The sequence below is a fragment of the Nocardiopsis sp. iso_238 genome (assembly GCF_056173325.1).
Genome location: NZ_CM149668.1, coordinates 5,691,387 through 5,718,258 on the forward strand (window position 1 = coordinate 5,691,387; position 26,872 = coordinate 5,718,258).

Annotated in this window: 27 protein-coding genes and 1 riboswitch; of the genes, 13 read left to right on the top strand and 14 right to left on the bottom strand. The window is 72.5% G+C overall.

Features of this window, described 5'->3' with window-relative positions:
• Window positions 1-29 precede the first annotated feature (29 nt).
• Window positions 30-251 carry a type II toxin-antitoxin system HicA family toxin gene (locus tag AC0VYL_RS25670; RefSeq protein ID WP_110049586.1) on the bottom strand — a complete coding sequence of 74 codons (222 nt, stop codon included), beginning with the start codon at window positions 249-251 and terminating at the stop codon, window positions 30-32.
• The gene (locus AC0VYL_RS25675) at window positions 248-481 is read right to left on the bottom strand and encodes a type II toxin-antitoxin system HicB family antitoxin (protein ID WP_475456708.1); all 234 of its coding nucleotides are present in this window, start codon (window positions 479-481) and stop codon (window positions 248-250) included. The genes AC0VYL_RS25670 and AC0VYL_RS25675 overlap by 4 nt, the downstream gene beginning before the upstream one ends.
• 205 nt (window positions 482-686) lie before the next feature.
• Between AC0VYL_RS25675 and AC0VYL_RS25680 the strand changes: the two genes are divergently transcribed.
• Genes AC0VYL_RS25680 through AC0VYL_RS25690 form a run of 3 tightly spaced genes read left to right on the top strand, consistent with a single transcriptional unit; the run spans window position 687 to window position 4,240 of the window.
• Entirely contained in the window at window positions 687-2,195 is a 1,509-nt protein-coding gene (locus AC0VYL_RS25680) for an MmgE/PrpD family protein (RefSeq protein WP_475481699.1), read from the top strand.
• Window positions 2,195-3,088: a methylisocitrate lyase gene (prpB, locus tag AC0VYL_RS25685; RefSeq protein ID WP_475481700.1), complete on the top strand. Its 894-nt coding sequence runs from the start codon at window positions 2,195-2,197 to the stop codon at window positions 3,086-3,088. The genes AC0VYL_RS25680 and prpB overlap by 1 nt, the downstream gene beginning before the upstream one ends.
• Before the next feature lie 15 nt (window positions 3,089-3,103).
• Window positions 3,104-4,240 carry a bifunctional 2-methylcitrate synthase/citrate synthase gene (locus AC0VYL_RS25690; RefSeq protein WP_475481701.1) on the top strand — a complete coding sequence of 379 codons (1,137 nt, stop codon included), beginning with the start codon at window positions 3,104-3,106 and terminating at the stop codon, window positions 4,238-4,240.
• A gap of 58 nt (window positions 4,241-4,298) precedes the next feature.
• On the opposite strand, the gene AC0VYL_RS25695 is transcribed toward AC0VYL_RS25690, so the two are convergent.
• Window positions 4,299-5,225: a lysostaphin resistance A-like protein gene (locus AC0VYL_RS25695; RefSeq protein ID WP_475456716.1), complete on the bottom strand. Its 927-nt coding sequence runs from the start codon at window positions 5,223-5,225 to the stop codon at window positions 4,299-4,301.
• Window positions 5,226-5,403: 178 nt separating this feature from the next.
• Between AC0VYL_RS25695 and AC0VYL_RS25700 the strand changes: the two genes are divergently transcribed.
• Window positions 5,404-6,432 (top strand): methyltransferase, encoded by a 1,029-nt coding sequence (locus tag AC0VYL_RS25700; protein ID WP_475481702.1) that lies wholly within the window; start codon window positions 5,404-5,406, stop codon window positions 6,430-6,432.
• 139 nt (window positions 6,433-6,571) lie between these two features.
• Complete coding sequence (locus tag AC0VYL_RS25705) at window positions 6,572-7,747, top strand: beta-1,3-glucanase family protein (RefSeq protein ID WP_475456720.1); 1,176 nt, start codon at window positions 6,572-6,574, stop codon at window positions 7,745-7,747.
• A gap of 83 nt (window positions 7,748-7,830) precedes the next feature.
• Here the strand turns inward: AC0VYL_RS25705 and AC0VYL_RS25710 are convergent, their stop codons facing one another.
• From AC0VYL_RS25710 to AC0VYL_RS25735, 6 genes are all read right to left on the bottom strand, one after another.
• Complete coding sequence (locus AC0VYL_RS25710) at window positions 7,831-8,337, bottom strand: hypothetical protein (RefSeq protein WP_475481703.1); 507 nt, start codon at window positions 8,335-8,337, stop codon at window positions 7,831-7,833.
• A gap of 135 nt (window positions 8,338-8,472) precedes the next feature.
• A complete protein-coding gene (locus AC0VYL_RS25715) occupies window positions 8,473-8,895 on the bottom strand; it encodes a hypothetical protein (RefSeq protein WP_475456724.1) in 423 nt (140 codons plus the stop codon).
• A gap of 186 nt (window positions 8,896-9,081) precedes the next feature.
• On the bottom strand, window positions 9,082-10,008 hold the full coding sequence (mmsB, locus tag AC0VYL_RS25720; RefSeq protein ID WP_475481704.1) for a 3-hydroxyisobutyrate dehydrogenase: 927 nt from the start codon (window positions 10,006-10,008) through the stop codon (window positions 9,082-9,084).
• Complete coding sequence (locus AC0VYL_RS25725) at window positions 10,005-11,096, bottom strand: enoyl-CoA hydratase/isomerase family protein (protein WP_475481705.1); 1,092 nt, start codon at window positions 11,094-11,096, stop codon at window positions 10,005-10,007. Before AC0VYL_RS25725 ends, mmsB begins: the two co-directional genes overlap by 4 nt.
• Entirely contained in the window at window positions 11,096-12,238 is a 1,143-nt protein-coding gene (locus tag AC0VYL_RS25730; protein ID WP_475456730.1) for an acyl-CoA dehydrogenase family protein, read from the bottom strand. Before AC0VYL_RS25730 ends, AC0VYL_RS25725 begins: the two co-directional genes overlap by 1 nt.
• Window positions 12,235-13,734 (bottom strand): CoA-acylating methylmalonate-semialdehyde dehydrogenase, encoded by a 1,500-nt coding sequence (locus AC0VYL_RS25735; RefSeq protein ID WP_475481706.1) that lies wholly within the window; start codon window positions 13,732-13,734, stop codon window positions 12,235-12,237. The genes AC0VYL_RS25730 and AC0VYL_RS25735 overlap by 4 nt, the downstream gene beginning before the upstream one ends.
• Window positions 13,733-13,879: riboswitch (adenosylcobalamin (AdoCbl) riboswitch) on the bottom strand. (Overlaps the previous gene by 2 nt.)
• A gap of 132 nt (window positions 13,880-14,011) precedes the next feature.
• On the opposite strand from AC0VYL_RS25735, the gene AC0VYL_RS25740 reads away from it, so the two are divergent.
• Window positions 14,012-15,271: an MFS transporter gene (locus AC0VYL_RS25740; RefSeq protein WP_475456734.1), complete on the top strand. Its 1,260-nt coding sequence runs from the start codon at window positions 14,012-14,014 to the stop codon at window positions 15,269-15,271.
• Window positions 15,272-15,309: 38 nt separating this feature from the next.
• Here the strand turns inward: AC0VYL_RS25740 and AC0VYL_RS25745 are convergent, their stop codons facing one another.
• Window positions 15,310-15,909: a TetR/AcrR family transcriptional regulator gene (locus AC0VYL_RS25745; protein WP_475481707.1), complete on the bottom strand. Its 600-nt coding sequence runs from the start codon at window positions 15,907-15,909 to the stop codon at window positions 15,310-15,312.
• Between the two features lie 480 nt (window positions 15,910-16,389).
• On the opposite strand from AC0VYL_RS25745, the gene AC0VYL_RS25750 reads away from it, so the two are divergent.
• A complete protein-coding gene (locus AC0VYL_RS25750) occupies window positions 16,390-17,493 on the top strand; it encodes a WD40/YVTN/BNR-like repeat-containing protein (RefSeq protein WP_475481708.1) in 1,104 nt (367 codons plus the stop codon).
• A 1-nt stretch (window position 17,494) separates the two neighbouring features.
• Complete coding sequence (locus AC0VYL_RS25755; protein WP_475456740.1) at window positions 17,495-17,779, top strand: MoaD/ThiS family protein; 285 nt, start codon at window positions 17,495-17,497, stop codon at window positions 17,777-17,779.
• Window positions 17,780-17,893: 114 nt separating this feature from the next.
• Here the strand turns inward: AC0VYL_RS25755 and AC0VYL_RS25760 are convergent, their stop codons facing one another.
• A complete protein-coding gene (locus AC0VYL_RS25760) occupies window positions 17,894-19,270 on the bottom strand; it encodes a DUF418 domain-containing protein (RefSeq protein WP_475483577.1) in 1,377 nt (458 codons plus the stop codon).
• A gap of 169 nt (window positions 19,271-19,439) precedes the next feature.
• Between AC0VYL_RS25760 and AC0VYL_RS25765 the strand changes: the two genes are divergently transcribed.
• From AC0VYL_RS25765 to AC0VYL_RS25775, 3 genes are all read left to right on the top strand, one after another.
• A complete protein-coding gene (locus AC0VYL_RS25765; protein ID WP_475481709.1) occupies window positions 19,440-20,663 on the top strand; it encodes a sensor histidine kinase in 1,224 nt (407 codons plus the stop codon).
• Window positions 20,660-21,334: a response regulator gene (locus tag AC0VYL_RS25770; protein WP_475481710.1), complete on the top strand. Its 675-nt coding sequence runs from the start codon at window positions 20,660-20,662 to the stop codon at window positions 21,332-21,334. The genes AC0VYL_RS25765 and AC0VYL_RS25770 overlap by 4 nt, the downstream gene beginning before the upstream one ends.
• A 134-nt stretch (window positions 21,335-21,468) precedes the next feature.
• Window positions 21,469-22,482 carry a zinc-binding dehydrogenase gene (locus AC0VYL_RS25775; RefSeq protein ID WP_475456746.1) on the top strand — a complete coding sequence of 338 codons (1,014 nt, stop codon included), beginning with the start codon at window positions 21,469-21,471 and terminating at the stop codon, window positions 22,480-22,482.
• A gap of 21 nt (window positions 22,483-22,503) precedes the next feature.
• Here AC0VYL_RS25775 and AC0VYL_RS25780 read toward each other — a convergent pair whose 3' ends face one another.
• A complete protein-coding gene (locus AC0VYL_RS25780) occupies window positions 22,504-24,033 on the bottom strand; it encodes an SDR family NAD(P)-dependent oxidoreductase (protein WP_475456748.1) in 1,530 nt (509 codons plus the stop codon).
• A 175-nt stretch (window positions 24,034-24,208) separates the two neighbouring features.
• Between AC0VYL_RS25780 and idi the strand changes: the two genes are divergently transcribed.
• Together idi and AC0VYL_RS25790 are read left to right on the top strand one after the other, a co-directional pair.
• Window positions 24,209-24,760, top strand: coding sequence for an isopentenyl-diphosphate Delta-isomerase (idi, locus tag AC0VYL_RS25785; RefSeq protein ID WP_475481711.1), 552 nt, complete (start codon window positions 24,209-24,211; stop codon window positions 24,758-24,760).
• A 109-nt stretch (window positions 24,761-24,869) separates the two neighbouring features.
• Entirely contained in the window at window positions 24,870-25,559 is a 690-nt protein-coding gene (locus AC0VYL_RS25790; protein ID WP_475481712.1) for an HAD family hydrolase, read from the top strand.
• Window positions 25,560-25,563: 4 nt separating this feature from the next.
• Here the strand turns inward: AC0VYL_RS25790 and AC0VYL_RS25795 are convergent, their stop codons facing one another.
• Together AC0VYL_RS25795 and AC0VYL_RS25800 are read right to left on the bottom strand one after the other, a co-directional pair.
• Entirely contained in the window at window positions 25,564-25,863 is a 300-nt protein-coding gene (locus AC0VYL_RS25795; protein ID WP_475456754.1) for a DUF6221 family protein, read from the bottom strand.
• A 96-nt stretch (window positions 25,864-25,959) separates the two neighbouring features.
• On the bottom strand, window positions 25,960-26,826 hold the full coding sequence (locus tag AC0VYL_RS25800; RefSeq protein WP_475456756.1) for a glutamate ABC transporter substrate-binding protein: 867 nt from the start codon (window positions 26,824-26,826) through the stop codon (window positions 25,960-25,962).
• Window positions 26,827-26,872 lie beyond the last annotated feature (46 nt).

A 26,872-nucleotide genomic window follows, 5' to 3' on the forward strand; every position in this document is an offset into this window, starting at 1 on the left:
CCCGGGGCCGTCGTTGGCGAGCGGACCGCTCAGAGGAGGTCACGGAGTTCGTCCGGGGTGAGACCCGCCTGTTTGAGGACGGACACCGTGGTCCCGCGCTTGAGTTCCTTGTGCAGCGGGACGATCACCACTCTGGAGCCCTTCCTGAGCTTCGCGTGGTCGCCCTTGGTCCGGACGTGCTCGAAACCGATTCTCCGGAGCGCGGCCACCACCTTGGCGCCGGAGGAGATCGGGATGTGGGAAGGGCTCACGCGGGCAAGCGTACGTCGATCTCCGTGACCCTGGTGGGGGTTTCCGCCAATTGCCGAACGGCGTCCTCGTCGTCCTCGAAGTACAGCTCCAGAGCCTCGGTGAGAGCGTCCAAGGCCTCCTGCTCCGTCTCACCTTGGGAGGCGACCTCGACGTCCACCGCGCGGGCCACGTAGCCACCGGCCTCGTGGTCGGGCGTCACGGTGACGGCCAAGTGCAGTGTGCGGTGCATGCACGCAACGGTACCCAACGGAGAGGGAATCTGAGGGAAGTCTGAGGGCAAACTAGCAAACTGGCGATCCGCTTCCCGACGACCTTCGCACCCTTAGCGGAATCACGCTTTCGGGTTGGCACGACTCAGCAGGTTTCGGGCCTTCCACCAGGCTTTTCCTCCGTGCGAACCTCGGCTGCACAGATACCGCGTCGAGGGGATGAACATGGTGCAGCACCGCGTCCGGGTCCACCGGAGCTCCGAAGGGCCCGCCAAGGAGGAGCAGCTGGCCCACCGGATCGCGTCCGTGGCGACCGACCCGGTCAGGGTCGAGCCCGCCGTGGTGGAGATGATCGGCAACCGGATCATCGACAACGCCGCCGTGGCCGCCGCCTCACTGCGCCGCCGCCCCGTCCGCAGCGCCCGGGCGCAGGCCACCCGGCACCCGCTGAACCCCGGTGCGGCGATCATGGGCACCCCGCCGTCCACGCGGGTCTCCCCCGAGTGGGCCGCCTGGGCCAACGGCGTGGCCGTCCGGGAGCTCGACTTCCACGACACCTTCCTGGCCGCCGACTACTCGCACCCCGGCGACAACATCCCGGCGGTCCTCGCCGTCGCCCAGCACCTGGGCCGGGACGGTCGTGACCTGGTGCGGGGCATCGCCACCGGGTACGAGATCCAGGTCGCGCTCGTGAAGGGCATCTGCCTGCACGAGCACAGGATCGACCACATCGCCCACCTGGGCCCGTCGGCGGCGGCCGGGATCGGCACCCTCCTGGAGCTGGACACCGAGACGGTCTACCAGGCGGTCCAGCAGGCCCTGCACGTCACCACCACCACGCGGCAGTCGCGCAAGGGCGAGATCTCCAGCTGGAAGGCGTACGCGCCCGCGTTCGCCGGGAAGATGGCCGTGGAGTCCGTGGACCGCGCCATGCGGGGCGAGGGCGCCCCCTCCCCCGCCTACGAGGGCGAGGACGGGTTCGTCGCCTACCTGTTGGGCGGGCCGGGCGTCGAGTACGTCGTGGAGCTGCCGGGCCCGGGCGAGGCGAAGCGCGGCATCCTGGACACCTACACCAAGGAGCACTCGGCCGAGTACCAGAGCCAGGCCCTGATCGACCTGGCCCGGCGGCTGGGCCCGAAGGTCGGGGACACCTCGCGGGTCCGCTCGATCACGATCCACACCAGCCATCACACGCACCACGTGATCGGCACCGGATCGGGCGACCCGCAGAAGATGGACCCCCGGGCCAGCCGGGAGACCCTGGACCACTCCATCCCCTACATCTTCGCCGTCGCCCTCCAGGACGGCGAGTGGCACCACGAGCGCTCCTACGCCCCCGAGCGCGCGCAGCGTCCGGACACGGTGGAGCTGTGGCACAGGATCAGCACGGTCGAGGACCCGGAGTGGACCCGCCGCTACCACGCGACGGACCCGAAGGAGAAGGCGTTCGGCGGCCGTGTGGTGGTGGAGATGGCGGACGGGTCCGTGATCGAGGACGAGATCGCGATGGCCGACGCCCACCCGCTCGGCGCCCGCCCCTTCACCCGCCCGGACTACGTCGCCAAGTTCCGCGCCCTCGCCGAGGGGGTCGTCTCCGGCGCCGAGCAGGACCGCTTCCTGGGCCTGGTCGAGCGCCTGCCCGAGCTCACCGCCGACGAGGTGCGCCAGCTGTCCTTCGTGGAGGACCCCGCCACCGCGCCCGGCGACCTGCCGACCTCCAAGGGGATCTTCTGATGTCGCACTCCACCGCGTCACCCGGCGCCAAGCGGCGGCTCCTTCGGGAGGGGCTCGCGTCCGACCGGCTCCTGCGGGTGCCCGGCGCGATGAACCCGCTCACCGCCGTCCTCGTCCGGGAGCTCGGCTTCGACGGCGTGTACGTCTCCGGGGCGGTGATCGCCGCCGACCTCGCCCTGCCGGACATCGGCCTGACCACCCTGACGGAGGTGGCCGGGCGCGGAGGCCAGATCGCGCGGGTGACGGACCTGCCGACGATCATCGACGCCGACACGGGCTTCGGGGAACCGATGAACGCCGCCCGCACCGTGCGGTCCCTGGAGGACGCCGGGCTGGCCGGGTGCCACCTGGAGGACCAGGTCAACCCCAAGCGCTGCGGGCACCTGGACGGCAAGTCGGTGACGGACACCGGCACGATGGTGCGCCGGGTGCGCGCCGCGGTGAGCGCCCGCCGCGACGAGGACTTCGTGATCTGCGCGCGCACCGACGCGGCCGCCGTGGAGGGTCTGGACGCCGCGATCGAGCGGGCGAAGGCGTACGTGGACGCCGGGGCCGACATGGTCTTCCCCGAGGCGATGCGGGGCCCGGCGGACTTCGAGGCCTTCCGCAGGGCGGTGGACGTGCCGCTGCTGGCCAACATGACCGAGTTCGGCAAGAGCGAGCTGCTCACCGTGGAGCAGCTGGAGTCCCTCGGCATGGACATGGTGATCTACCCGGTCACCAGCCTGCGCCTGGCCATGGGCGCCGTGGAGGACGGGCTGCGCGTCCTCCGTGACGAGGGCACGCAGGCGGGGGTCGTGGACCGCATGCAGACCCGCCGCCGACTCTACGAACTCATCGACTACGCCTCGTACAACGCCTTCGACGAAGACGTCCACAACTTCACGATCTGAACGGATGTGGTGAGCATGACCGACACGGCGATCCGCAAGGGACTGGCCGGGGTGGTGGTCGACACCACCGAGATCTCCATGGTCGACGAGGCCTCCAACTCGCTGACCTACCGGGGCTACCCGGTGCAGGACCTGGCCGCCTCGTGCACGTTCGAGGAGGTCGCGTACCTGCTCTGGTACGGGGAGCTGCCCACGTCGGGCCAGCTGCGCGAGTTCACCGCCCGGGAGCGGGCCAACCGCGCCCTGGACCGGCACACCCTGGACCTGCTGCGCCGCCTCCCCGAGACCGCGCACCCCATGGACGTGCTGCGCACCGCCATCAGCTACCTGGGCGCCGACGACCCCACCGAGGACGACAACTCGGTCGAGGCCAACCGGGTCAAGGCCGAGGCCATGCTGGCCAGGCTGCCCACGGTGGTCGCCGCCGACCACCGGCGCCGTCAGGGCCTGGACCCGATCCAGCCGGACCCGGGCCTGGACTACGCCGAGAACTTCTTCCACATGTGCTTCGGGGAGGTGCCGGAGACCGAGGTGGTGCGCTGCTTCGAGGTGTCGATGATCCTCTACGCCGAGCACAGCTTCAACGCCTCCACGTTCACCGCCCGGGTGGTGACCTCGACGCTGTCGGACATCTACAGCTCCGTGACGGCCGCGATCGGCGCCCTGAAGGGTTCCCTGCACGGGGGCGCGAACGAGGCCGTCATGCACATGCTCCAGGAGATCGGTTCGGCCGACCGCGCCTCCGACTGGCTGGACACCGCCCTGGCCGAGAAGCGGAAGATCATGGGCTTCGGGCACCGCGTGTACAAGCACGGGGACTCCCGGGTGCCGACCATGCGCGCGGCGCTGGACCGGATGGCCGCGCTCAAGGGAGCCGACGAACTCATGGAGCTGTACGCGTCCCTGGAGGCGGCGATGGCGGACCGCAAGGGCATCCACCCGAACCTGGACTACCCGGCGGGCCCCGCCTACCACCTGATGGGGTTCGAGGTCCCGACGTTCACGCCGCTGTTCGTGATGGCCCGGATCACCGGGTGGACCGCGCACATCCTGGAGCAGCAGGAGGCCAACGCGCTCATCCGTCCGTTGAGCAGCTACACGGGTCGTGAGCGCCGCCCGGTGCCGCTGCCCGCCCAGCGCCTGGCGGGCTGACCACCCGCCGCGACACCGTCGGCCCGGCCCGGTCTCCCTCGGGGCCGGGCCGGTGGTGTCACCGCCCCGTGACGCGTCCGCGCAGCAGCAGGGTGACGCCGAGGGCGGCCGCCGCCGTGACGGCCAGACCGATCAGACCGCCGTTGCCCCCGGGGTAGAGGGCGGGGTCGGCGGAGCCGTCGGCGTGCGTCAGGGTGAGGGGGACGACCATCAGGAAGGCGTTGTTGGCCCAGTGCCCGACCACGGCGGGCCACACCGACGCGGACGCCAGCCGGAGCCAGCCGAGGATGATCCCGAGCAGGACGACGGCGGCGAGGAACGACAGGATCTCCGCGAGCCCGAAGCCGCCCGTCACACCGTGGAGGAACAGCTGCGGGCCGTGCCAGAGGGCGTGGACCAGCCCGCTGACCAGGAGCGCGGGCCACACCCCCAGCGGCGTCAGGCGCGGCAGGAGGTACCCCCTCCAGCCGAGTTCCTCACCGAAGCACATCAGCAGGACCAGCGGGGACGCGATCACGACGGAGCCCAGGGCCACCAGGTAGGCGTCCAGGGGGAAGCCGGTGTCAGGGAGGACGGTCCCGGGCACCAGCACGGCCAGCTCCTCGCGGAGCCCGGAGAAGTTCTCCAGGTCGAGCCGGACCACCCCGAAGGCCGCGGCCGTCAGCAGGCTCACCGCGGGCAGGAACGCGAACACGGCGAAGGCCAGCAGCGTGTACCCGCCGACCCGGCGGACCGGGCGCAGGGGGGTCAGGCCCAGCGACCGCCAGGGGCGCTCCGGACGCCGGAGGAGGAAGGTCAGCAGCAGCGCCGCGACCGCCGGAGTGAACATGAGGATCTGCGAGGCGACACCGAAGGCGGGGTCGCTCGGCGGGGTGCCGTCCAGGAGGAGCGGGGTGAAGACGAGCCAGGCCAGCCCGAGGGCGAGCAGGACGAAGACCACGGCCTCCCGGAGGGGCCGCTCGGTGTGCGCGCGTGGGGAGTTCATGCTCCGACGCTAGGAATCCGCGCCGCCGACCGGTATGCGGCCAGCCCTCCGGTCCGCCTGCGGCCAACCCCAGGCAGCGCCTCAGGATCACCGTTATGGGGAGGATTCCGCCCATGGGGGAGCCCCTTCCTGGGTAGTGTCCGAGGGAGACCGCGGCCCGAGGACTGGAGCGTGCCGGATGAGCGCAGAGCGTGGGGAACACACCGACGGGGCCAGGGAGGCGTCCGCGCGACTCTGGTCGCTGGCCAGCCCGGTCACACCGATGGCGATCCGGGCCGTGGCCACCCTGAGGGTCGCGGACCACCTGGTCGAGGGGCCGCGCACGGCGGCCGAGCTCGGCACGGCGGTCGGAGCGGACCCGGACGGCCTGGCGAGGGTGCTGCGGTACCTGGCCGGGGAGGGCCTGTTCACCCTGGAGGGCGACCGGTTCGCGCTCACCGCCGTGGGTGCGTGCCTGCGGACGGACCACCCGTACTCCCGGCTCCCCTGGTTCGCCGGGGACGGGGCGCACGGGCGCGCCGACCTCTGCCTGTCCGAACTGGCCGAGGCGCTGCGCACCGGCCGGAGCGCCTACTCCCTGCGCTTCGGCGGCGCCGGTTTCTGGGAGGACCTGTCCGCCGACCCGGAGCTCTCCCGCTCCTTCGACGAGCTCATGAGCGGCCGGATGGTCAACCACTCCGAGACCATCGCGGAGATGTACGAGTGGCAGGCGCTGGACCACGTCGTGGACGTGGGCGGCGGCAACGGCTCACTGCTGCTCACCCTGTTGGAGCGCTTTCCCCGGCCGCGCGGGACCGTGGTGGACCTGCCCGGTCCGGTGGCGGCGGCGCGCGCGAACTTCCGGGAGGCCGGTCTGGCCGACCGCGCCGACGCCGTCGCGGGCAGTTTCTTCGATCCGCTGCCGGTGACCGGCGACGCCTTCGTACTGGGCTGGATCCTGCACGACTGGGACGACGCGTCGGCCGAGACCATCCTGCGGCGGTGCGCGGAGGCGGCCGGTCCGACGGGAACGGTGCTGGTGGCCGAGCACGCCGCCGAGGACGTGGTGAGCGAGCTGGACCTGCGGATGCTGGCCTTCTTCCAGGGCCGGGAACGGGGCACCGACGAACTGGCGGCCCTGGCCGAGAGGGCGGGGCTGTGCGTGGCGGGGAGCCACCGGCACAGGGGGGTCGCCCTGATGGAGCTGACCCCGGGCCGACCCATGTGATCTATGCCACATGCACCTTCGTCACCACGGGTAACGCGGTCGCCACGCGAATCCCCGTCGCTGACCCCGTTGACGCGGGTACCCCCGGGCTGGCTCCATGGTGCGCACCTCTTCACACCCGCTACTGAGGAGTTCGCACATGATCAACCGCAGGCTCTTCCTGGGCGGCGCCTCGATCGCCGCCGGGGCTCCCCTGCTCGGCGCGACCGGTTGCGCCACCAGGCCCCAGAGCATCACCCCCGTCTCGAACACGGCCAACCTGGGAGCGCTCCCGGTGAGCGTGACCAACAACAGCGGCCGCTTCGGGGACGACGAGGTCCTCGTGTACGTCGTCGGCACCGACCTCGTCGACGACGTCCACTGCCGGGTGGACGCCAACGGCACGCCCCACCCCGTCAGCGTGGACGACAACACCGACGACGGCTACACGGACTACTCGATCCCCCTGGGCGCCCTCTCGGACATGACGCTCCCGTACATGTCCGGCCGGATCTACTTCGCCATGGGCGGCAAGCTCGGCATCCGGATCGTCGAGGACGGGAACGGCAACCCGGCCCTCCAGCTCCCCGCCGGCTGGGTCGAGGACGACCACGGCTTCGACGTCCTGCACGACTCGGTGGAGTTCACCCACAACGAGGACGGCATGTTCTGCAACACCTCGATGGTGGACCAGTTCAGCGTGCCGATCGGCATCCGCCTCACCGGGAACGAGGACCAGAGCACCGGCTTCCTGCTGCCCGGCGGACGCGACGCGATCTTCGAGACCCTCGCCGCCGATCCGGACTTCTCGCCGCTGGTCTACGACGGCCACCGGATCATCGCCCCCGGGCACGGGCTCGACGCGGGGATCTTCCCCGGCGACTACTTCGACCCGTACGTGGACCAGGTGTGGTCGCACTACGCGGGCACCGACCTGAGCGTCACCACCAACGCCGGGACCTTCACCGGTCGGGTGCAGGGCGACGAGCTGCTGTTCGACGGCGGGGTCTCCCCCATCGCCCGGCCCAGCACCCGGGACGTGTTCTTCTGCGACGGCGCCCTGGCCGCGCCCAACGACGGGATCACCGGCCCCGTGGCGGCGATCGTGGGGGCGGCGCTCAACCGCGCCACCCTGCTCGACCACGCCGCCCAGCCCACCAACGACCCGGCCGAGTTCTACCTGGCCGACATCGCCAACCGCTACGCCGGGACCTTCCACGAGCACACGGAGGACGGCAAGGCGTACGGGTTCGCCTTCGACGACGTCGAGGACTTCGCGTCCTACATCCAGGACCACGGCCCCTCGGGGCTGGAGATCACCCTGACGCCGTTCTAGGAAGCCGCCGAGGCGGCCCCACAGGCGCGCGCCCCGGACACCCGGTCTGATGGGAGGCCGGGTGGCCGGGGCGCGCACTCCTGTCAGGGGGTCGGGCCGGAGGCGTCGGGGACCGGAGGGCCTCCCGCGGGGGAAGCCGCGTCCGCGACCTCCCCCGGAGGAACCGCCTCCGGTGCCGCGGCCGTCGCCCTGGACCGGTACCAGTCCCGGGCCGACCGGCTCTCGTTGAGCGCCAGGTACAGGAGGCCGGTCGCGACCTCGAACAGTCCGGTGACATCGAGGAAGAGCAGTCCCAGGAGCCCGGGGAGCAGGGTCAGCACCGCCAGCACGCGCACACACCACCGCTGGGCCCGGCCTCCCCGGCTCAGGGACGCCGCCACGTACGCCTCGATGAGGAGGATGACGGCACTCGGCAGCATGAGCGCGATCGCGGCGGACCGGCCCACCCCCGCCTCCCGGTGGATCTCCTCCTCCGTCATGACCGAGAACCCGACCAGACCGAGGACGATCCCCAGTCCTCCGAGGACGACCATGATCCACAGGATGTTGCGCAGGGCTCTGAGTGCCAGGGGCATACGGCTCGTACTCATGGGGGACTTCCTGGTGAGAGGGCGGCGGGCCCCGGAGCGGGCCCGTCCTCGCCAGCTCAGGAGCCTAACGACCGGCTCGGACGTCGCCCCCACGGGATCGACCGCCAGGGGACGCCGCCGGGAGGGGCGTCCCGCTCAGCTGCTCCGGTACGGCTGCGGGTTCTCGGTCTCCTCGTACCAGCGCTTGGCGGACTCGCCCTCGTTGAGGATGAGGACGACGACCATGAGCACGAGGCCGACGAGCCCGCTCTCCCCGGTCAGCATGTTGACCAGTGCGGAGGTGACGCCGACCCCCACCACCACGCGCACCAGGGTCCGGGTGCGGTACCCGCCCCGGCCGATGGTGGAGGCCACGTAGACGTAGAAGACGGTCGTCGCGAGGGCGACGAGCATCAGGAGCCAGAAGGCCCCGGGGCTCACCCCGGTGGCGCGCTCCAGTTCCCCCGAGCTCACGGCGCTCACCCCCACCATGGCCAGCAGGAGGGCGAGGCCCGCGATGGCGGACATGATGAAGAGGATGACCTGGACGGCCGTGAGCGCGCCGGGTTTGGGGTTCATGGGGGATTCAGCTCCGTGCTGTGGTGACCTTCCGGAACCCTTGCGTCCCGGAAGTCCGACTCTCCGTCAGACGCCTCCCGGAGCGCGGTGGTTCCTCCCTCCGGACCGGTGCGCGGGCGGACGCGGGCGGCGGGCGGACGCGGGCGGCCCGGGCGCCCCCTTCGGGTCACCCGGGCCGCGTCGGACTCACTCGGTGACGGGCTCCGCCCGGCCGGAGCGCTCGCGCACCGACTCCACGATCGCGGAGAAGTCCCGGGGCTCCCCGTCCAGGCCGTCCACGAAGGCCCGGTAGGCCTCGGCGGCCCGGCCGCCGATCAGCGCCTCCACCCCGGTCTCCTCCAGCGCGTTGGCCGCCAGCCCGAGGTCCTTCGCCATCAGCGCGGCCGCGAACCCCGGCCGGTAGTCGTTGTTGGCCGGACTGGTCGGCACCGGGCCCGGGACCGGGCAGTACGAGGTGAGCGACCAGCACTGCCCGGAGGCCGTGGACATCACGTCGTACAGCGCCTGGTGGGTCAGGCCCAGCCGCTCGCCCAGCACGAACGCCTCGCTCACGGCGAGCATCGACGCGCCCAGCACCATGTTGTTGCAGATCTTCGCCGCCTGGCCGCCGCCCGGGCCGCCGCAGTGCACGGCCCGGCCGCCCATCACGTCCAGCAGCGGCCGCGCCGTGGCGAGGTCGGCCTCCTCCGCGCCGACCATGAAGGTGAGCGTCCCGCCCTCGGCCCCCGCCACGCCCCCGGAGACGGGGGCGTCCATGGCCCGGTGCCCGGCCTCGACGGCCGCGGCGTTGGCCGTGCGCGCGTCGGCCACGTCCACCGTGGAACAGTCCAGGAAGAGCGTTCCGGGGCGGGCTGCGGCCAGCAGGCCGTCCGCCGGATCGCCGCCCCGGTAGGCGGCGAGCAGGTGGCGGCCGCTCGGCAGCATGGTGATGACGACGTCGGCCCCGGCCACGGCCTCGGCGGCGGACGCGGCCACCCGGACCCCGGCCCCGGCGGCCCGCTCCAGTGCTTCGGGCACCAGGTCGTACCCGGTGACGTCGTGCCCGGCGGCGACGAGGTTGGCGGCCATCGGCCCGCCCATGTTGCCGAGTCCGACGAAGGCGATCGCGGTCATCGCGCACCCCCGTCGGTCGTGGCGGCCGGTTCGGCGAGGCCGACCGGTCCGTCCGGGGCGGGCGCGAAGGCGCGGTCGACGTCGGCGTCGGTGACCTCCGCCAGCGTGGCCGGGGACCAGCGCGGGTCACGGTCCTTGTCGATCACCTGGGCGCGGATGCCCTCCGCGAGGTCGGGCCAGGTCAGCGCGGCCGTGGACACCCGGTACTCCTGTTCCAGGACCTCCTCCAGGGTGGCGAGGCCGCGGGCCCGGCGCAGCGCGGCCAGGGTGGTCTTCACGGCGGTCGGGGACTTGGCCCCGATGGTGTCGGCCGCCCTCGCCGCCTCCGGGTCGCCGTGCGCGCGCAGCCGCGCCACGATCTCCTCGGCGGTGTCGGCGGAGTAGCAGGCGTCGATCCACCCGCGCAGGGCCTCCAGGGGCGCGGCCGGGACGATCTCCGCGAAGCGGCCCACGGCCTCGGTGACGTCGGCCTCCGTTCCCGCCTCCGAGAGCGCGGCCACGAGGTCGGGCAGGCGCTCGGAGGGCACGTAGTGGTCGGCCATCCCGGTGTACACCGCGTCCGCCGCGCCGATCGGCGTCCCGGTGAGCGCGAGGTGGGTGCCGGTCTCGCCGGGCGTCCGCGACAGCAGGAAGGTGCCGCCGACGTCGGGCACGAACCCGATGGTGGTCTCCGGCATGCCCACCTTGGAGCGTTCGGTGACCACGCGGACCCCGCCGTGTGCGGAGACCCCCACGCCGCCGCCCATGACCACGCCGTCCATGAGGGCCACGTAGGGCTTGGGGTAGCGGGCGATCTGCGCGTTGAGGTGGTACTCGTCCCGCCAGAAGTCGGCGGCCTGGCTGTCGCCGTTCACCGCGCTGGCCCGGATGGCGCGGATGTCGCCGCCCGCGCACAGACCGCGCTCCCCGGCGCCGTCGAGCAGCACCACCGCCACGCCCTCGTCCTTCTCCCAGGAGGTGAGGGCGTCCGCGAACGTGCGGACCATCGCGTGGTCCAGTGCGTTGATGGCGCGCGGCCGGTTGAGCGTGGCGCGGGCGAGCGCGCCCTCCACCCGCAGCAGCACCGTGGCGTCGTCTTCGCCGGTCATCAGGCGGCCCCGGTGAGTCGTCGAGCGATGATGAGGCTCATGATCTCGTTGGTCCCTTCCAGGATTCGGTGCACCCGCAGGTCGCGCACGATCTTCTCAATGCCGTACTCCGTGAGGTAGCCGTACCCCCCGTGGAGCTGGAGGGCCTGGTCCGCGACGGTGTACCCGGCCTCGGTGGCGAACCGCTTGGCCATCGCGCACAGGTGCGCGGCCTCGGGGTCCCCCTCGTCCAGGGCGCCCGCAGCCCGCCACAGCAGGGAGCGGGCGGCCTCCAGGTCGGTGGCCATCTCCGCGAGCCGGAACCGGAGCGCCTGCGCGTTGATCAGCGGGGCGCCGAAGGCCTCACGGCTCCCCAGGTAGGCGGTGCTGCGCTCCAGTGCGGCCAGGGCGCCGCCGAGCGAGCAGGCGGCGATACCGAGGCGGCCGCCGTTGAGCCCGTTCATCGCGATGCGGAAGCCGTCGCCCTCGGCTCCCAGGAGGCGGTCGGCGGGCAGCCGGACCCCGTCCATGAGCACCTGGCGGGTGGGCTGGGCGTTCCAGCCCATCTTGGCCTCGTCGGCGCCGAACGACACCCCCGGGTCGTCGCGGTGCACGACGAACGCGGAGATCCCGGCCGCGCCGTCGCCTCCGGTCCGCGCCATCACCACATAGACCTCGGAGACGCCCGCGCCGGAGATGAACTGCTTGGACCCGGTGAGGACGTAGGAGTCCCCGTCGCGGACCGCCCGGGTGCTGAGCGCGGCGGCGTCCGAACCGGCGCCGGGTTCGGTGAGGCAGTAGCTGCCCAGGGACTCCATGGAGCACAGGCCCGGCAACCAGCGGGCGCGTTGGTCGGTGTCGCCGTAGCGGTCGACCATCCAGGCGACCATGTTGTGGATGGACAGGTACCCGGCCACGGACGGGCAGCCGGTGGCCAGGGCCTCGAAGACCAGGGCGCCGTCGAGCCTGGTCAGGCCGGTTCCGCCGGTGTCCTCGGAGACGTAGAGGCCGCCCATACCGAGTTCGGCGGCCTTGCGGAGCACGTCGACCGGGAAGTGCTTGGTCTGGTCCCAGCCGACGGCGAACGGTGCGAGGTGTTCGTCCGCGAACCCGCGCGCGGTCTCGGCCAGCGCGCGCTGTTCGTCGGTGATCGCGGCGGTCACCGGACGACCGGGATCGTGAACTCCGCGCCCTCCTTGACCCCGGAGGGCCAGCGCGAGGTGACGGTCTTGGTGCGGGTGTAGAAGCGGATCGAGTCGGGTCCGTGCTGGTTGAGGTCACCGAAGCCGGACCTCTTCCAGCCGCCGAACGTGTGGTAGGCGACGGGCACCGGGATGGGCACGTTGACGCCGACCATGCCGGTGTTGACGCGCTGCGAGAAGTCGCGGGCGGTGTCGCCGTCCCGGGTGAAGACGGAGACGCCGTTGCCGTACTCGTGCTCGCTGGGCAGGCGCAGGGCCTCCTCGTAGTCGGCCGCGCGCACCACGCACAGCACGGGGCCGAAGATCTCCTCCTGGTAGACGCGCATGTCCGGGGTGACGCGGTCGAACAGGGAGGCCCCGGTGAAGAAGCCTTCCTCGTGGCCTCTGACCTTGAGGCCGCGGCCGTCGACCACCAGTTCGGCGCCCTCCTCCACGCCCAGGGCCACGTAGGCGTCGACGCGGTCCAGGGCGTCCCTGGACACCAGCGGTCCGAAGTCGGCGTCGGGGTCGTCCGAGGCGCCCACGGTCAGCCCGGCGATGCGTTCGGTCAGCTTGGCGACGAGGGCGTCGGCGGTCTCCTCGCCCACGGGGACCGCGACGGAGATGGCCATGCAGCGCTCGCCCGCGGACCCGTACCCGGCGCCGATCAGGGCGTCGGCCACCTGGTCCAGGTCGGCGTCGGGCATGACGACCATGTGGTTCTTGGCCCCGCCGAAGCACTGGGCGCGCTTGCCGTGCGCGGTGGCGGTCGAGTAGACGTACTCCGCGATCGGGGTGGAGCCGACGAAGCCCACGGCGGCCACGCGGGGGTCGGTGAGCAGGGTGTCCACCGTCTCCTTGCCGCCGTTGACCACGTTGAGCACGCCCGGGGGCAGCCCGGCCTCCAGGAAGAGCTCGGCCAGCCGGAGCGGGACCGAGGGGTCGCGTTCCGAGGGCTTGAGAATGAAGGCGTTCCCGCAGGCCAGCGCGGGCGCGGCCTTCCAGAGCGGGATCATCGCGGGGAAGTTGAACGGGGTGATCCCCGCGACCACGCCCAGCGGCTGGCGCAGGGAGTGGACGTCGATCCCGGCCCCGGCGTTGTCGGTGAACTCGCCCTTGAGCAGGTGCGGGATCCCCGCCGCGAACTCCACCACCTCCAGGCCGCGCTGGAGGTCGCCGTGGGCGTCGGCCACGGTCTTGCCGTGTTCGGCGGACAGGGCGCGGGCGATCGACTCGCGCTCGGGCTCGACCAGCTGGAGGAACCTGAGCAGGACCCGTGCCCTGCGCTGGGGGCTCCAGGAGCCCCATGCGACCTGTGCCTCCTCGGCGTCCGCGATGACCGCCTCGGTCTCCGCCCGGTCCGCCAGGGGGACCCTCGCCTGGATCCGGCCGGTGCTGGGGTCGTGGACGTCACCGAAGCGGCCGCTCCGGCCCGGGACGTTCCTGCCATGCACGAAATGCGTCAGCTCGCTGACCATGCGTGTTCGCTCCATCCTCGTGGACCACACGAATCTCGGGCCGCGAGCGGTGGCCTGACTTCCGGGTGTTCGCCCCGGTCACAGTGGCGGGACCGCGCTGGATTCGCACCAGCTTCCCCGCTCTCGGCACCCTCACCATATAGTTGGACGTCCTACTAAATCCAGCCCCCCACGCGACCCGTCTCGGGGCCCGGCGGCCGTTAGCGTGAAGCCGTGTGCCGGTGCCCCGCTCGGGAACCGCCCGAGACACCGGCTCGGGAAAGTCGGTGGTCCCCCCGTGTCCGACTCCACCGCCCGGGCGTCGAACGCGCCGCTCGGCGGACGCTTCCGGGCCTTCTGGTCCGCGTCCCTGGCCTCGAACCTGAGCGACGGCGTGGCGATGATCGCCGTGCCGTGGCTGGCCTCCTCCCTGGCCCCCGACAACGCCGCGCTGGTGGCCGCCGTCGCCACAGCGGGCCGACTCCCCTGGCTCCTCCTCGCGCTGCCCGCCGGGGTGCTCGTGGACCGCCTGCCCCGGTTCACGCTGATGGTCTCCGCCAACGCGCTGCGGCTGCTGCTCTGGGCGCTGCTGGCCCTGGTGGTGTCCTCCGGGTGGGCCTCGATCCCCCTGCTCGCGGCCTTCGCGTTCTGCTTCGGCGCCCTGGAGGTCTGTCACGACACCGCCGCCGAGACCACGGTGACCGCGCTGGTCCCCAAGGAGAGCCTGGAGCGCGCCAACGGGCACGTCAGGTCCGGGGCGATCGTGGCGCAGGAGTTCGCGGGGCGCCCGCTGGGCGGATTCGTGCTGTCCCTCGGCCTGTTCGCCCCGTTCCTGTTCAACGCCGCCGCGCTGCTGGTGTCGGTGGCGGCGCTCCTCCGGGTCCGCGCGACCACCCCCGCGACCCCCGTCAGGCGGGCGCAGCGCGGCGTGTGGGGCGACGTGGTCGAGGGTGTCAAGGCGCTGTGGAACCAGCCGCTGCTGCGCGCGGTGGCGATCATCGCGGTGTTCGTGAACACCGCCTACGCCACGCTGCTCTCCACCCAGGTGCTGTTCGTCCGGGACGTCCTGGAACTGGGCGCGGCCGGGTTCGGCCTGCTCATGGCCTTCGCCGCGACCGGCGGGGTGGTCGGCGGACAGGTGGTCTCCCGACTGCGCCCGGTCCTGCCGCACGGAACCCTGCCGACGCTCTGCCTGGCCGGGAGCGGGCTGCTGTACCTCGTGGTGGCCCTGTTCCCGCTCACCCCCGTGGTCGCCGGGGTGTACTTCCTCAGTGGGGGCCTGGTCCTGGGTTACGGGGTCGCGATGACCTCCCTCCGCCAGCGCCTCACCCCGGACCACCTGCTCGGGCGCGTGAACGCCGCCATGCGCACGGTCAGCTGGGGCATGAGCGCCGTGGGCATGGCGGCGGGCGGTGTCCTGGTGGCCGCCCTGGCACCCACCCTGGGCCAGGCTGACGCGCTCCGTGTCCCCTACGCACTGGTGGGCGCGGTCAGTCTGACGGTGGTGGTGCTCTTCGGCCGCGGGCTCGTCGGTCTGGTGCGCGAGCACGACCGGTGAGCACGGGATCGGGGCAGGAGGGTCGCGCCCCGATCCGGTCAGTCCCCGGACACCCCGAGGGTGCGGAGCATCCCGTGGGCCTCGTCCACGTGGGCGGGGTAGGCCTCGGGACTCTCCGCGAGCCGCATCGCCGTGAGGTCGCAGGCCATGGCGGTGTGGGCGGCCAGGACGGCGACGTTCTCCGCCGCGCCCGCCTCGGTCAGTGCGGCGGCCAGGCGGAGCGCCCGCTGCTGCCGGGTGAGCAGGTAGCGGGATCTGAGGTCGATGCTCTCCCTGAGGAGCCGCACCAGCACGGCGGAGTGCGCGGGAGACAGGGCGGTGGGTCCGCTGGCGTCCGCGGCCTCACGGAGCAGGGCGAGCGCGTCCGCGAGGCCGGTCCCCGGCTTCAGGTCCGCGCGTTCCCGCACGTAGGAGCACATGCGGTCCACCTCGGCTCCGTCATCCGCGAACAGCACCTGCTGTTTGTCGCCGAAGTACCGGAAGAAGGTCGTGCGGCCGACCTCGGCGCGTTCCGCGATGGCCGCGACCGTCACGTTGTCGAATCCGTGTTCGGCGAAGAGTTGGAAGGCTGCTGACACGATCGTGGCCCTCGCCTTACGGCGTTTGCGAGCGTGGAGCGTGTCCGGGGGGTGGTGCATGAGGCGACCCTATCGAGTGGGAACCCGGTTCTCGATGGTACGCGGGACCGGCCATTGGGACGGTGGTCCCGAAACGGACCGAGAGACCGAAGGAGCGGGATGTCTTCCGGGCTGGATGACGGGATGTGACCGGCGTTCCGGGGCCTGGGGGGAAGCCTCGGAGCGAACACCGGTAGCCCGGGAGTTTATTGCAAAGTGATCTGGTACCGACAACCGCCTTCCACTCGCCGCAGAACCCTTGCCCGGAAAGGGTTCCCTCCTCACGGAAGTTATCCCTCCAACAGGGCCACCATTTCCCCGAGGGTCGAATTCTCCACCCACGGTAAATCGTTCGGGTTCCTAACTATTCACTTCCCGAGACGTCCGGAACCCTCTCCTGACGCCTCCTTGACACTCCCCGCACCCTCGCCCCCGTGGCTCCCGGCGTTCGCCGCACCCCTGTGCCAGAGTGGAGACCTGGCTCACATCTTGGAGTTCGTCATGGCATACCTCCTGGTCATCGGCACGCGCAAAGGGCTGTTCACGGCCCGGAGCGAGGATCGGCGCGCATGGGACGTGACCGGACCGCACCGGCTCGACGAGGCCAACGACGCCGGGATGAGTCCCGTCTACACGGTCGGGATCAACCCGCACACCGGACGCCTGCTCGCCGGTACGGAGAGCTGGCACTTCGGTCCGAGCGTCTGGCACAGCGACGACCTCGGCGCCACCTGGGCCGAGCCCCCGGCCCCGCCCATCGCGTTCCCCGAGGACACGGACGGTTCACTGACCCGTGCCTGGCAGTTCGCCTTCGGCGCCGACCCCGACACCGTGTTCGCCGGGGTCGAGCCGCACGCCCTGTTCAGGTCCTCGGACGGAGGTGACAGCTTCGAGCTGGTCCGCGCGCTGTGGGACCACCCGCACCGGGTCAACTGGATGCCCGGCGCCGGCGGGGCCGCCATCCACACGGTCCTGCCCGGCACTCTCGGTGTGGGCCGACAGTCGCCCGAGGCGATCACCGTGGCCATGTCCACGGGGGGTGTCTACCAGACCGAGGACGACGGGGCGAGTTGGACGCCGACCAACCGGGGTATCTCCGCCGGGTTCCTCCCGGACGAGGAGCCCGAGTACGGCCAGTGCGTGCACAAGGTCGCCGCCGCCCCGGACGGCTCGTTCTACGCGCAGAACCACCACGGCGTCTACCGCAGCGCCGACCCCGCGGCAGACGGGTGGAGCCGGATCGAGGAGGGTCTGCCCACCGACTTCGGCTTCGCGATCGTCGCCCACCCGCACACCCCGGACACCGCGCTGAACTTCCCGGTGATCAGCCAGGAGGTCCACCTCCCGGCGGAGCACCGGCTGGGCGTCTACCGCACCGACGACGGCGGCCGGACGTGGCGGGCGATCAACGAGGGCCTCCCCCAGGAGCCGTACTTCGGCATCGTCCTGCGCGACGCCGCCTGCACGGACGGGGCCCGGGTGCCCGGTTTCTACTTCGGCACCCGCTCCGGGGACGTCTACGCGACCACCGATGACGACGACCGCTGGCACCTCGTCACCGCCCACCTGCCCGACGTCCTGTGCGTGCGGGCCACGGAGGTGTGAGATGCGGGTGACCGTGCACCTGACCAGCGTGCTGCGGGCCGACGCCGAGGGCGCCACCCACGTTCCCGTGGAGGTCGAGGACGGAACCGCGCTGCGCGGCGTGCTGGACGCGCTGGCCGCGATCCACCCCGGTCTGGATCGCCGGATCAGGGACGAGCAGGGCGCCCTGCGCCGGTACGTGAACGTGTTCGTGGACCAGGACGAGTGCCGCTCCGTGGGCGGCCTGGACGCCGTGGTCCTCGACGGATCGGACGTCCGCCTGCTGCCCTCGGTGGCCGGGGGCTGAACGACCGGGGGCTGAACGACCGGGGGCCCGCACCGGAGGACGTGCTCCGGCACGGGCCGACGGAGAGAGGCCCCGCGGACGGACGTCCGCCGCGGGTCGCCTCCCGGCTCCCGGTCAGGGGGTGGAGCCCCCGGCCGGGTCGGCGGTGTCGTCGTGGGTGCCGGAACCACCGGAGGACGTGGCCCCTGTGGTGCGCGGAACCGTCTCCACGGGACCGGTCGGCACGGGCGCGGATCCGCCCTGGTGCGCGTACCGCGGGCCGGTCACCGGCGAGGGCGCGGACGCGACCGTCTCCGGGGCGCGGCGCATCGGCATGGGTCGCAGGTAGGTCAGGCTGCGCCAGATCCACTCCAGCGGCCCCAGCCTGAAGCGGCCCAGCCACCAGCTGGCGAACAGGGCCATCACCGCGAAGTAGGCGGCGGCGATCCCGTACTGCGCCAGGATCGGGATCCCGCCCTCGAACGGCTTCATGGTCAGCAGGAACACGGCGGTGCTGCCCAGGTAGACGGTGAGCGTCATCCGTCCCAGCGGGGCCAGGGCGCCCAGGGCGCGCGCGCCGGTGCGGCCGCGCCGCACCAACCACCACACCAGGCCCAGGTAGAACAGGGCGCCGCCCAGTCCGCCGAGGGCCGCCCCGAACGAGGTCATCATGTCGGAGCCGGGGTGGATCACCGGCATGCCGTCCGCGTTCATCACGGGGATGCCCTCGGCGTCGAACTCCATGGGGAAGAACAGGTCGGAGCCGAACAGGGCCAGCAGGCCGAGCGCCTGTCCCAGCAGCCCCGTCCAGATCATGCGTGTGGGGAGACGGGTGGGGTCGTCGGCGTGCGCCGGGTCGAGTTCGGGTCTGCGGGCCAGCCAGACGCCCACGCAGAAGAACCCGAGGGTCTGCGGTACGAGGGTCACCAGGATGTCCAGTTCGTGGCCTGACAACACCGAGCGCAGCCCGTACTCGAAGACCGGGGCCGTGACGAACAGCGCCCCCGCGAACCACAGCGGCCGGTTCCCCGAACCGGCCAGCAGGAACGGCATCAACGGAGCGAGCAGCAGCGCGGCGAGCGAGTAGTGGACGAGGATGTCGCCGGAGAACACCAGCACGTGCGGCACCCCGAAGAGCAGCCCCAGGAACACGTAGCGCCGCGCCATGAGGGCCATCGGGCGTCCCCCGCGACGGGTGGCGGCCCGCCAGGCCAGGACGGCGCCGACGCCCAGCAGCACCATGAGCAGCGCGCGGGCCTTGCCGGACATCAACAGGCCCATCGCCCCGTCGACGACCGAGGCGAGCGTGCTCTGCTGGACGTCCCCGGAGCGCTCGGCGGGGAAGACGACGACGGTGACGTTCATGGCCACCACGCCGATCATCGCGAGTGCGCGGGCGACGTCCAGGAAGGCGACCCGTCGTGCGGGGCCGCCGTCGGGCACACCCCCTGACGGTGCGGTGGCCGGGGACCCGGCCGGGGTCGATGCGATGGTCACTGGTTCCTCCCTCATGGTCACGGAACCAGCGTCCCCCGGCGGCCCCTCACCGCGCATCGACCGAACAGCCGAACCCCCACGGGCCCGGGGTCAGCCTTTTGGCCCATCCCCGCCCCGGCCCCGCCCCCCGCTTCGTCCCTTTGACTGATGTACGGCCGCCGGGCCGCGCCCTAGCCTGGTCAGCATGCTCCACTTCTCCGCTCTGACCAGGCCCTTGGCCACCGCTGACGGTCGTGCGCGGGCACTTCGCTCCCTGGTGGCGCTCGCCCTGCCTGCGGGGGTGCTCGTGCTGTGGCTCATGGACCTGCGGTCGGCGCTGCGCATCCCGACGCTCCCGGACTGGATGGGGCCGCCGACCTCCGCGATGGACCTCGCGGGCTGCGTCTCCGGCGCTCTCTGCGTGCTGCTCGTCGCCCTGGTCGCGCGCCCCTCGGCCGGTCCGCGCGCCACCCTGGCCGCCGGGGTCGTCGCGCCGGTGGCCGTGACGGTCGTGTCGGTGCTGCTGTGGCCGCTGCCCAAGGGGATGTTCGGCTACCCGATCACCATGTCCGAGGCCGTGGGCATGCTCGTGCTCCTGGCCCTGGCCGCGTACCGCTGTCGCGGCTGGCAGGTCGTCGTGGTCATGATCCTGACCTTCGTCGCCGTCTACTCCGACTACCTGAGGGACCCCTTCAACCTCGACCCGTCCACCGCGCTGCTCGCGATGGTGGCCGGGCTGGCCCCCGGCCTGTACCTGCGCTGGCGCCGGGCCGAGCGCACGGCCGACGTGGAGCGGGTCCGGGCGGCGGAGCGGCTGGCCATCGCCCGCGACCTGCACGACGTGGTGGCCCACGAGGTCACCGGGATCGTGGTGCAGACACAGGCCCTGCGGCACATCGCGGAGCGCGACCCGGGAGCGGTACGGGCGGCCCTGCCGGAGATCGAGGCGGCGGGCACCCGTGCCCTGGAGTCCATGCGGGGAATGGTCACCCGCCTGCGGGACCCGGGCGAGGCCCCGCTGGCCCCCGGACCGGCCGAGGGGCTGGACGCGCTCGCCGCCCCGGCCGCGCCCGGACGGCCCGAGGTGGCCGTGCACGTGTCCGGACCGGTCGCGGACCTACCTCCGGAGGTCGGCACGGCGGTGCTGCGGATCGCCCAGGAGTCGGTGACCAACGCGCTGCGGTACGCCCGGGGCGCCACCCGGGTGAGCGTGGTGGTGACGGCCCAGGACCGCGAGGTGGAGCTGCGCGTCCAGGACGACGGCCGGGGCGCCGGGATCCCGGTGGGCGGCGGCCACGGGCTGGTGGGCATGGCCGAGCGCGCCCGCCTCCTCGGTGGCGAATTGTCCGCAGGACCCGACGGCGTGGGGCAGGGTTGGACCGTGCGGGGAACCATCCCCGCCCAGCGCGGAGGGGAAGGTCGGGGTTGACGACAGGGGCGACGACGGGGTCGACGATTCGGGTGCTGCTCGCCGACGACCAGCAGATGGTCCGGACGGGTTTCCGCTACATGCTCGACGCCGAGGACGGGATCACGGTGGTCGGGGAGGCCGGTGACGGCCTCACGGCGGTCCGGCTCGCCGAGGAGCTGCGCCCGGACGTGGTGCTCATGGACATCCGGATGCCGGGGATCGACGGGCTGGAGGCCACCCGTCGGCTGGCGGGGCCGGGGGTGGCCGACCCGCTCCGGGTGGTCGTGGTGACCACCTTCGACCTCGACGAGTACGTACACGCCGCGCTGACCGGCGGCGCGGTCGGGTTCCTGCTCAAGGACGCGGGCCCGGCGCTGCTGATCGAGGCCGTACGGGCCGCCGCGCGGGGCGACGCGATGGTCTCTCCGCAGATCACGGTGCGCCTGCTCCAGCACTTCGCGACGGCCCGGGCACCCCGGCGGGACCACACCGGGGGCGGGCTGACCGCGCGTGAGCTGGACATCGTGCGGACCGTCGCGCGGGGTCTCACCAACACCGAGGTGGCGGCGGAGCTGCACGTCACGGTGAGCACGGTCAAGACGCACCTGGCCCGCGTCCAGGAGAAGCTCGGTGCCCGCAACCGGGTGGAGGTCGCCGCCTGGGCGTACCGGAGCGGGCTCATGGACTGATCCCCGCCCGCTTGACGAAAAAGTGAGCGGGTTCTGACCCGTGAGGTCCGTGTCGCCCCCGAGGGCACACCCACACCAACCGTGATGATCGGTGAGGAAATGGGCACCTGCGACACGACTGCGAGGAACGACCTATGGCCACCATGCGCGCGGCCCGGCTGAACATCACCGACCGGACCCTCACGGTCACCGACGTCCCCCGCCCCGCGCCGGGCCCCGGCCAGGTCCTCGTCCGGGTCCGCGCGGCGGGCGTGTGCCTGTCCGACGTCCACCTCATCGAGGGCTCCCTGACCCCCCTGCACCTCAAGGGCGACACCGTCACCCTGGGCCACGAGGTGGCCGGGGTGGTCGAGGAACTGGGCCCGGAGGTGTTCGACGTCGGTGTCGGGGACCGGGTGGCGCTCCAGGCCGGGGAGTACGACCGGCACGGCCGACTGCTCACCCGGGGGGTGGACTACGACGGCGGGTGGGCCGAGTACGCGGTGGCCGGCGAGTCCACCCTGGTGCCCCTACCGGACGGGCTGCCCTTCGAGCAGGCCGCGATCATCCCCGACGCCGTCTCCACGCCCTGGGCCGCCGTCACCGCCACCGGTGACGTGCGTCCGGCCGAGGCCGTGGCCGTGTGGGGCGTGGGCGGGCTGGGCGCGCACGCCGTCCAGCTCCTGCGCATGGTGGGCGCGGCGCCGATCATCGCCGCCGACCCGGACGAACACGCGCGTGCCCGTGCCCTGGACTACGGGGCGGACGTGGCGCTGGACTCCACGGCGCCGGACTTCCTCACCCGGATCGGTCAGCTCACCCACGGGCGCGGACTGGACGTCGCCTTCGACTTCGCGGGGGTCCCGATCGTGCGCGAACAGGCCGTCCAGGTCCTCGGTGAGCACGGGCGCCTGGTCCTGGTCGGGCTGACCGACAAGCCGCTGGAGGTCCGGGACGGCACCCGGTTCAGCTACCTGCGCCAGCAGGTCCTCGGCCACTACGGGTCGGAACCGGAGCACGTGGTGCAGCTGGTGGACCTGGTCCGGGCGGGCCGCCTGGAGTTCAGCCGCTCCGTCAGCGGGACGTTCACCCTGGAGGAGGCGCCCCAGGCGGTGGACCGGCTGGAGAGGCGGATCGGCGCGCCGGTCCGCCTGGTCCTGACGCCCTGAGGCGCCGGACCCGGCGGGCGGCTACCAGTTCGAGGGCCGGTAGTCCTTGAGGAAGCAGCCGTGCAGGTCCTCCCCGAGCTCACCCCGCACGATGGGGTCGTACACGCGGGCCGCGCCGTCCTCCAGGTCGAGGGGCGCGTGGAACCCTTCGGCGGCGATCCGCACCCGGTCCGGGTGCGGCCGCTCGTCGGTGATCCACCCGGTGTCCACGCTGGTCATGAGGATGCCGTCGGTCTCCAGCATCTCCTGGGCACTGGTCCGGGTGAGCATGTTCAGCGAGGCCTTGGCCATGTTGGTGTGCGGGTGGCCGGGGCCCTTGTACCCGCGGCCGAACACGCCCTCCATCGCGGACACGTTGACGATGTACGTGCGCCGCGCGGAGGAGGCGGCCATCGCCGGGCGCAGCCGGTCCACCAGCAGGAAGGGCGCGCTCACGTTGCACAGCTGCACCTCCAGCATCTCCACGGGGTCGACCCCGCCGATCCGCTGGGTCCAGCTGTTGACCGGAGCCAGGTCCGGCACGAGACCGCCCGCGTCGATCGCCCCGGCCTGGTGCGCCCGGTCCGGGTGCGCCGCCCCGGTGGTCAGAGCGAGGGACGTGAGCATCTCGGGGGTCAGCGTGTGCGGCGCGACCTCGGCCACCTCGGACTCGGTGGCGCCCTCCAGCTCGCGGGGGCGGACCCCGCCGAGCACCAGGGGTTCGGGCAGGCCCTCCCCGGTCAGCGGCTGGGCCTCGGCGGCGATCAGCGGGGCGTAGGAGCCCGGTGAGCGGCGCACGGTCTGCGCGGCGTTGTTGATCAGGATGTCCAGCGGCCCCTGTGCGGCCACCGAGTCGGCCAGCCGCACCACCTGGCCGGGGTCGCGCAGGTCGATGCCGACCACCCGCAGACGGTGCAGCCACTGGTCGCTGTCGGGCATCGCGGCGAAGCGGCGCACGGCGTCGTTGGGGAAGCGCGTGGTGACGGTGGTGTGGGCGCCGTCGCGCAGCAGCCGCAGCGCGATGTACATGCCGATCTTGGCGCGGCCCCCGGTGAGCAGGGCCCGCCGCCCGGTCAGGTCGGTGCGGGCCTCGCGGCGCTGCCTGTTGAAGACGGCGCACTCCGGGCAGAGCTGGTGGTAGAAGGCGTCGACCTCCTGGTACTTCTGCTTGCAGACGTAGCAGGGACGGGCCTTGCGCAGCACACCGGCGAGGGGTCGGCCCCCGTCGTCACCGCCGACCTCCGCCGGACCCTCGTCCGCCTCGCCGTCCTCGCCGGAGGCCAGGGCGCGGCTGGTGAGCGCGCGCCCGTTGGTCTCGTCGTCGATCCGGTCCGGGGCGGCCGTGGCGGTGGCGGCGAACACGGCCTCGTCGTGGGCCCTGCGGGCGGCGTTGCGCTCCTTGCGCCGCCGCTCCTTGAGCGCCTTGAACAGTCGGGCGGTGCCCCGTTGGAGGGCCATGGAGTCGTCGTGGTCGGCGGGCAGCCCCTCCGCCTCGGCCAACACCTCCAGGCACACCCGAAGCCTGTCCGGGTCGATCCCGTCGACCGTGGTCCGCGTCACCGTTTCCGTCACCACTGCATCCCGCCGCTGTTCCTGGTGGCCTCCTGCCGGGCCATCAGGAACCCTATGCGCACTCCGGGACCGGACGGTCGGTGCGAACCGGTCCCCGGACCGGCGACCATGGGAGGTGAGCCAGCACTGGGAATCGACGCGTGGCGCCGGTGGCGCCACGGGCAGGGGGAGATCCGTGAGCCAGCAGACGTCCGCCGGGGACGACGCGGGGCGCGAGTTCGTGGTCCTGCTGGACGAGGCGCACGAGCCGGTGGGGGTGGCCGACAAGGCCCTCGTCCACACTGAGGACACCCCGCTCCACCTGGCCTTCTCCTGCTATGTGCTGGACCCGGAGGGTCGGGTGCTGCTCACCCGCCGCGCCCTCGGCAAGACCACCTGGCCCGGTGTGTGGACCAACGCCTGCTGCGGCCACCCCGCCCCCGGGGAGTCCCTGGAGGAGGCGGTGCGCCGCAGGGTCCGCCAGGAACTGGGGATCGAGCTGACCGAGGTCACCGAGGCACTCCCGGACTTCCGGTACCGCGCGGTGTCGGCCGAGGGGATCGTGGAGAACGAGTTCTGCCCGGTCTTCTGGGCCCGGACCGAGGACACCCCGTCGCCGGACCCGGCCGAGGTCGCGGAGTTCACCTGGGCCTCCTGGCCGGACGTGGTCACGCTGGCCGCACGCACGCCCTGGGCGATCAGCCCGTGGGCGGCGGAGCAGATCCCGCGGCTCGACGCGGCCTCCTGAGTCCTCGGCGGGGCCGCTGCGGGACGCGTTCCCGGGCTACGCCGTCTTCTGGGACCGGGCGACGGGGTAGATACGGATCGCCCGCCCCCTCCGAGATGGAGCGCACCGTATGCCCCCTCACGCGCACGTCCCCGTCCGTCCCGCCGCCCTGGTCCTCGACGCCCTCGACACCCTCTTCCCCCTCGGACCGCTGGAGTGGCGCTTCCGTGAGGCGGGCATCCCCCGGGTGCTCATGACCCGCTGGTGCGACCACCTGCTGCGGGACGCGTTCGCGCTGTCCCTGCTGGGAGGTGAACGCACCTTCGAGGACGTGGCCCGGGGCTCCCTGAGGGACATCACCGGACACCAGATCGCCCCGGCCGCCGAGGACGTGATCATCGACGGGCTCACCCGCCTCGAACCCCGCCCGGAGGCCGCGTCGGCGCTGGAGGCCGCCCACCGGGCGGGTGTCCGGACGGCGGTGCTCGGCCACGGCGACGGCGGACGGCTCCGCCTGCTGCTGGAACGCTCCGGGCTTCCGCTGGAACCCCTCATCGGGGTCGGGGGCCCGTCGGCGTGGAAACCGGCCCGCGGGCCCTACCTCGCGGCCGCCCGTGAACTCGGGGTGCCCCCGGACCGGCTGGGCCTGGTCACGGCGCACGGCTGGGACGCGGCCGGGGGCCGCCGGGCCGGGCTGGTGACGGGGTGGTCGGCGCACCTGGAGGGGCGCTTCCCGTCGGTCTTCCCCCGCCCCGACGTCGAGGGCCGGGACCTGGTCCAGACCGTGGAACGCCTCCTCGACCTCCCCGGTCCCGCCTAGGCGGCTACTCCTCCCAGCTCCGGTCGTACGCGGGGTGGCCCCGGTACACGGAGGCCAGGTACTTCACCGCGAGCCGCCAGGCCAGCAGCTCGGACCAGGGGTCGCCGCCGACGACCGGAGCCGGGGCGGAGGGGTCGACGATGCGCATGCTCGCGTCGTGCGCCTCGGTGTAGCCGCGGACGATCCCGCGCTTGGCCGCGACCTCGGCCAGAGCCCGCTCCCGCCCGCGTGAGCCCACGGGAACGGCCCTGGACGCGCGTTCGTCCTCGTCCAGGCGCGCGTTCAGGAACTCGACGATGGTCAACGGACAACTCCTCTTCTCTGCCCCCAAAGTCCCGTACGGGGTTCAGTATCCGGCAAACCTCCCCCTTCGGGCCACTCGGCGCAACCCTCCCACCCGTCACTCCTCCGGGCGTGGGCCCTCCTTGTCACAGCCCTCGAACTGGGGCACGGACATGACCAGATCCAGGTCGGTGTCACCGAACCACGCCTCCAGGCTGTCCTCGGCCTTGCCGCTCTGGAACATCCCGTCGATCGCCCTGTTCACGGCCTCGCAGCCCGCCACGTCGCCCTTGGGCAGGCCCACCCCGTACCTCTCCTCGGTGAACGGGCTGTTCACGAACTGGAACGCGTCGGGGTCCTCGTCCAGGAACCCGGCGAGGATGAGGTCGTCCGTGGACACCGCGTCGATGTCCCCGTCCCTGAGCTGGTCGACGCAGTCGCTGTAGGTCCTCGGTTTCTTGACCTCCTCGACAGCGACGTCGAACTCCTCCTGGACCCGGATCGCGGAGTTGGAGCCGTCTCCCTGACAGATCACCTTCCCCTCCAGATCCGCCACCCCCCGCACACGCCGGTCCCCCTTGCGCACCAGGATGTCCTGTTTGGCCACGTAGTAGGGGCCCGCGAAGGTCACCTGGGTACTGCGCGCGGGGGTGATGGAGTAGGTCGCCACGACCATGTCCACCTCCCCATTCCTCAGTTTCTCCTCACGCACGTCGGAGGTGATGGGCACGAAGTCGACGTCGCTGATCTCCAGCTCCTCGGCGATGTGGTTCGCCACGTCCACGTCGAACCCCCGGAACTCACCGCCGTCCTCCAACCCCACCCCGGGCTGGTCGGCCTTGACCCCGATCGTGATCGACTCCTTGTCGAGCAGGGTGTCCACGGTCGTCTCCCCTCCCCCCGCCGCCGAGCAGGCGGTCAGCGCCAGGATCGCCACGCCGGACAGAGCCGCCACGGCCCTGCCCCGGCCTCCTCGCAACCACATGGTCCCGTTCCTCTCTCGGGGGGCTTCCTCGCGCACGGACGGTTCC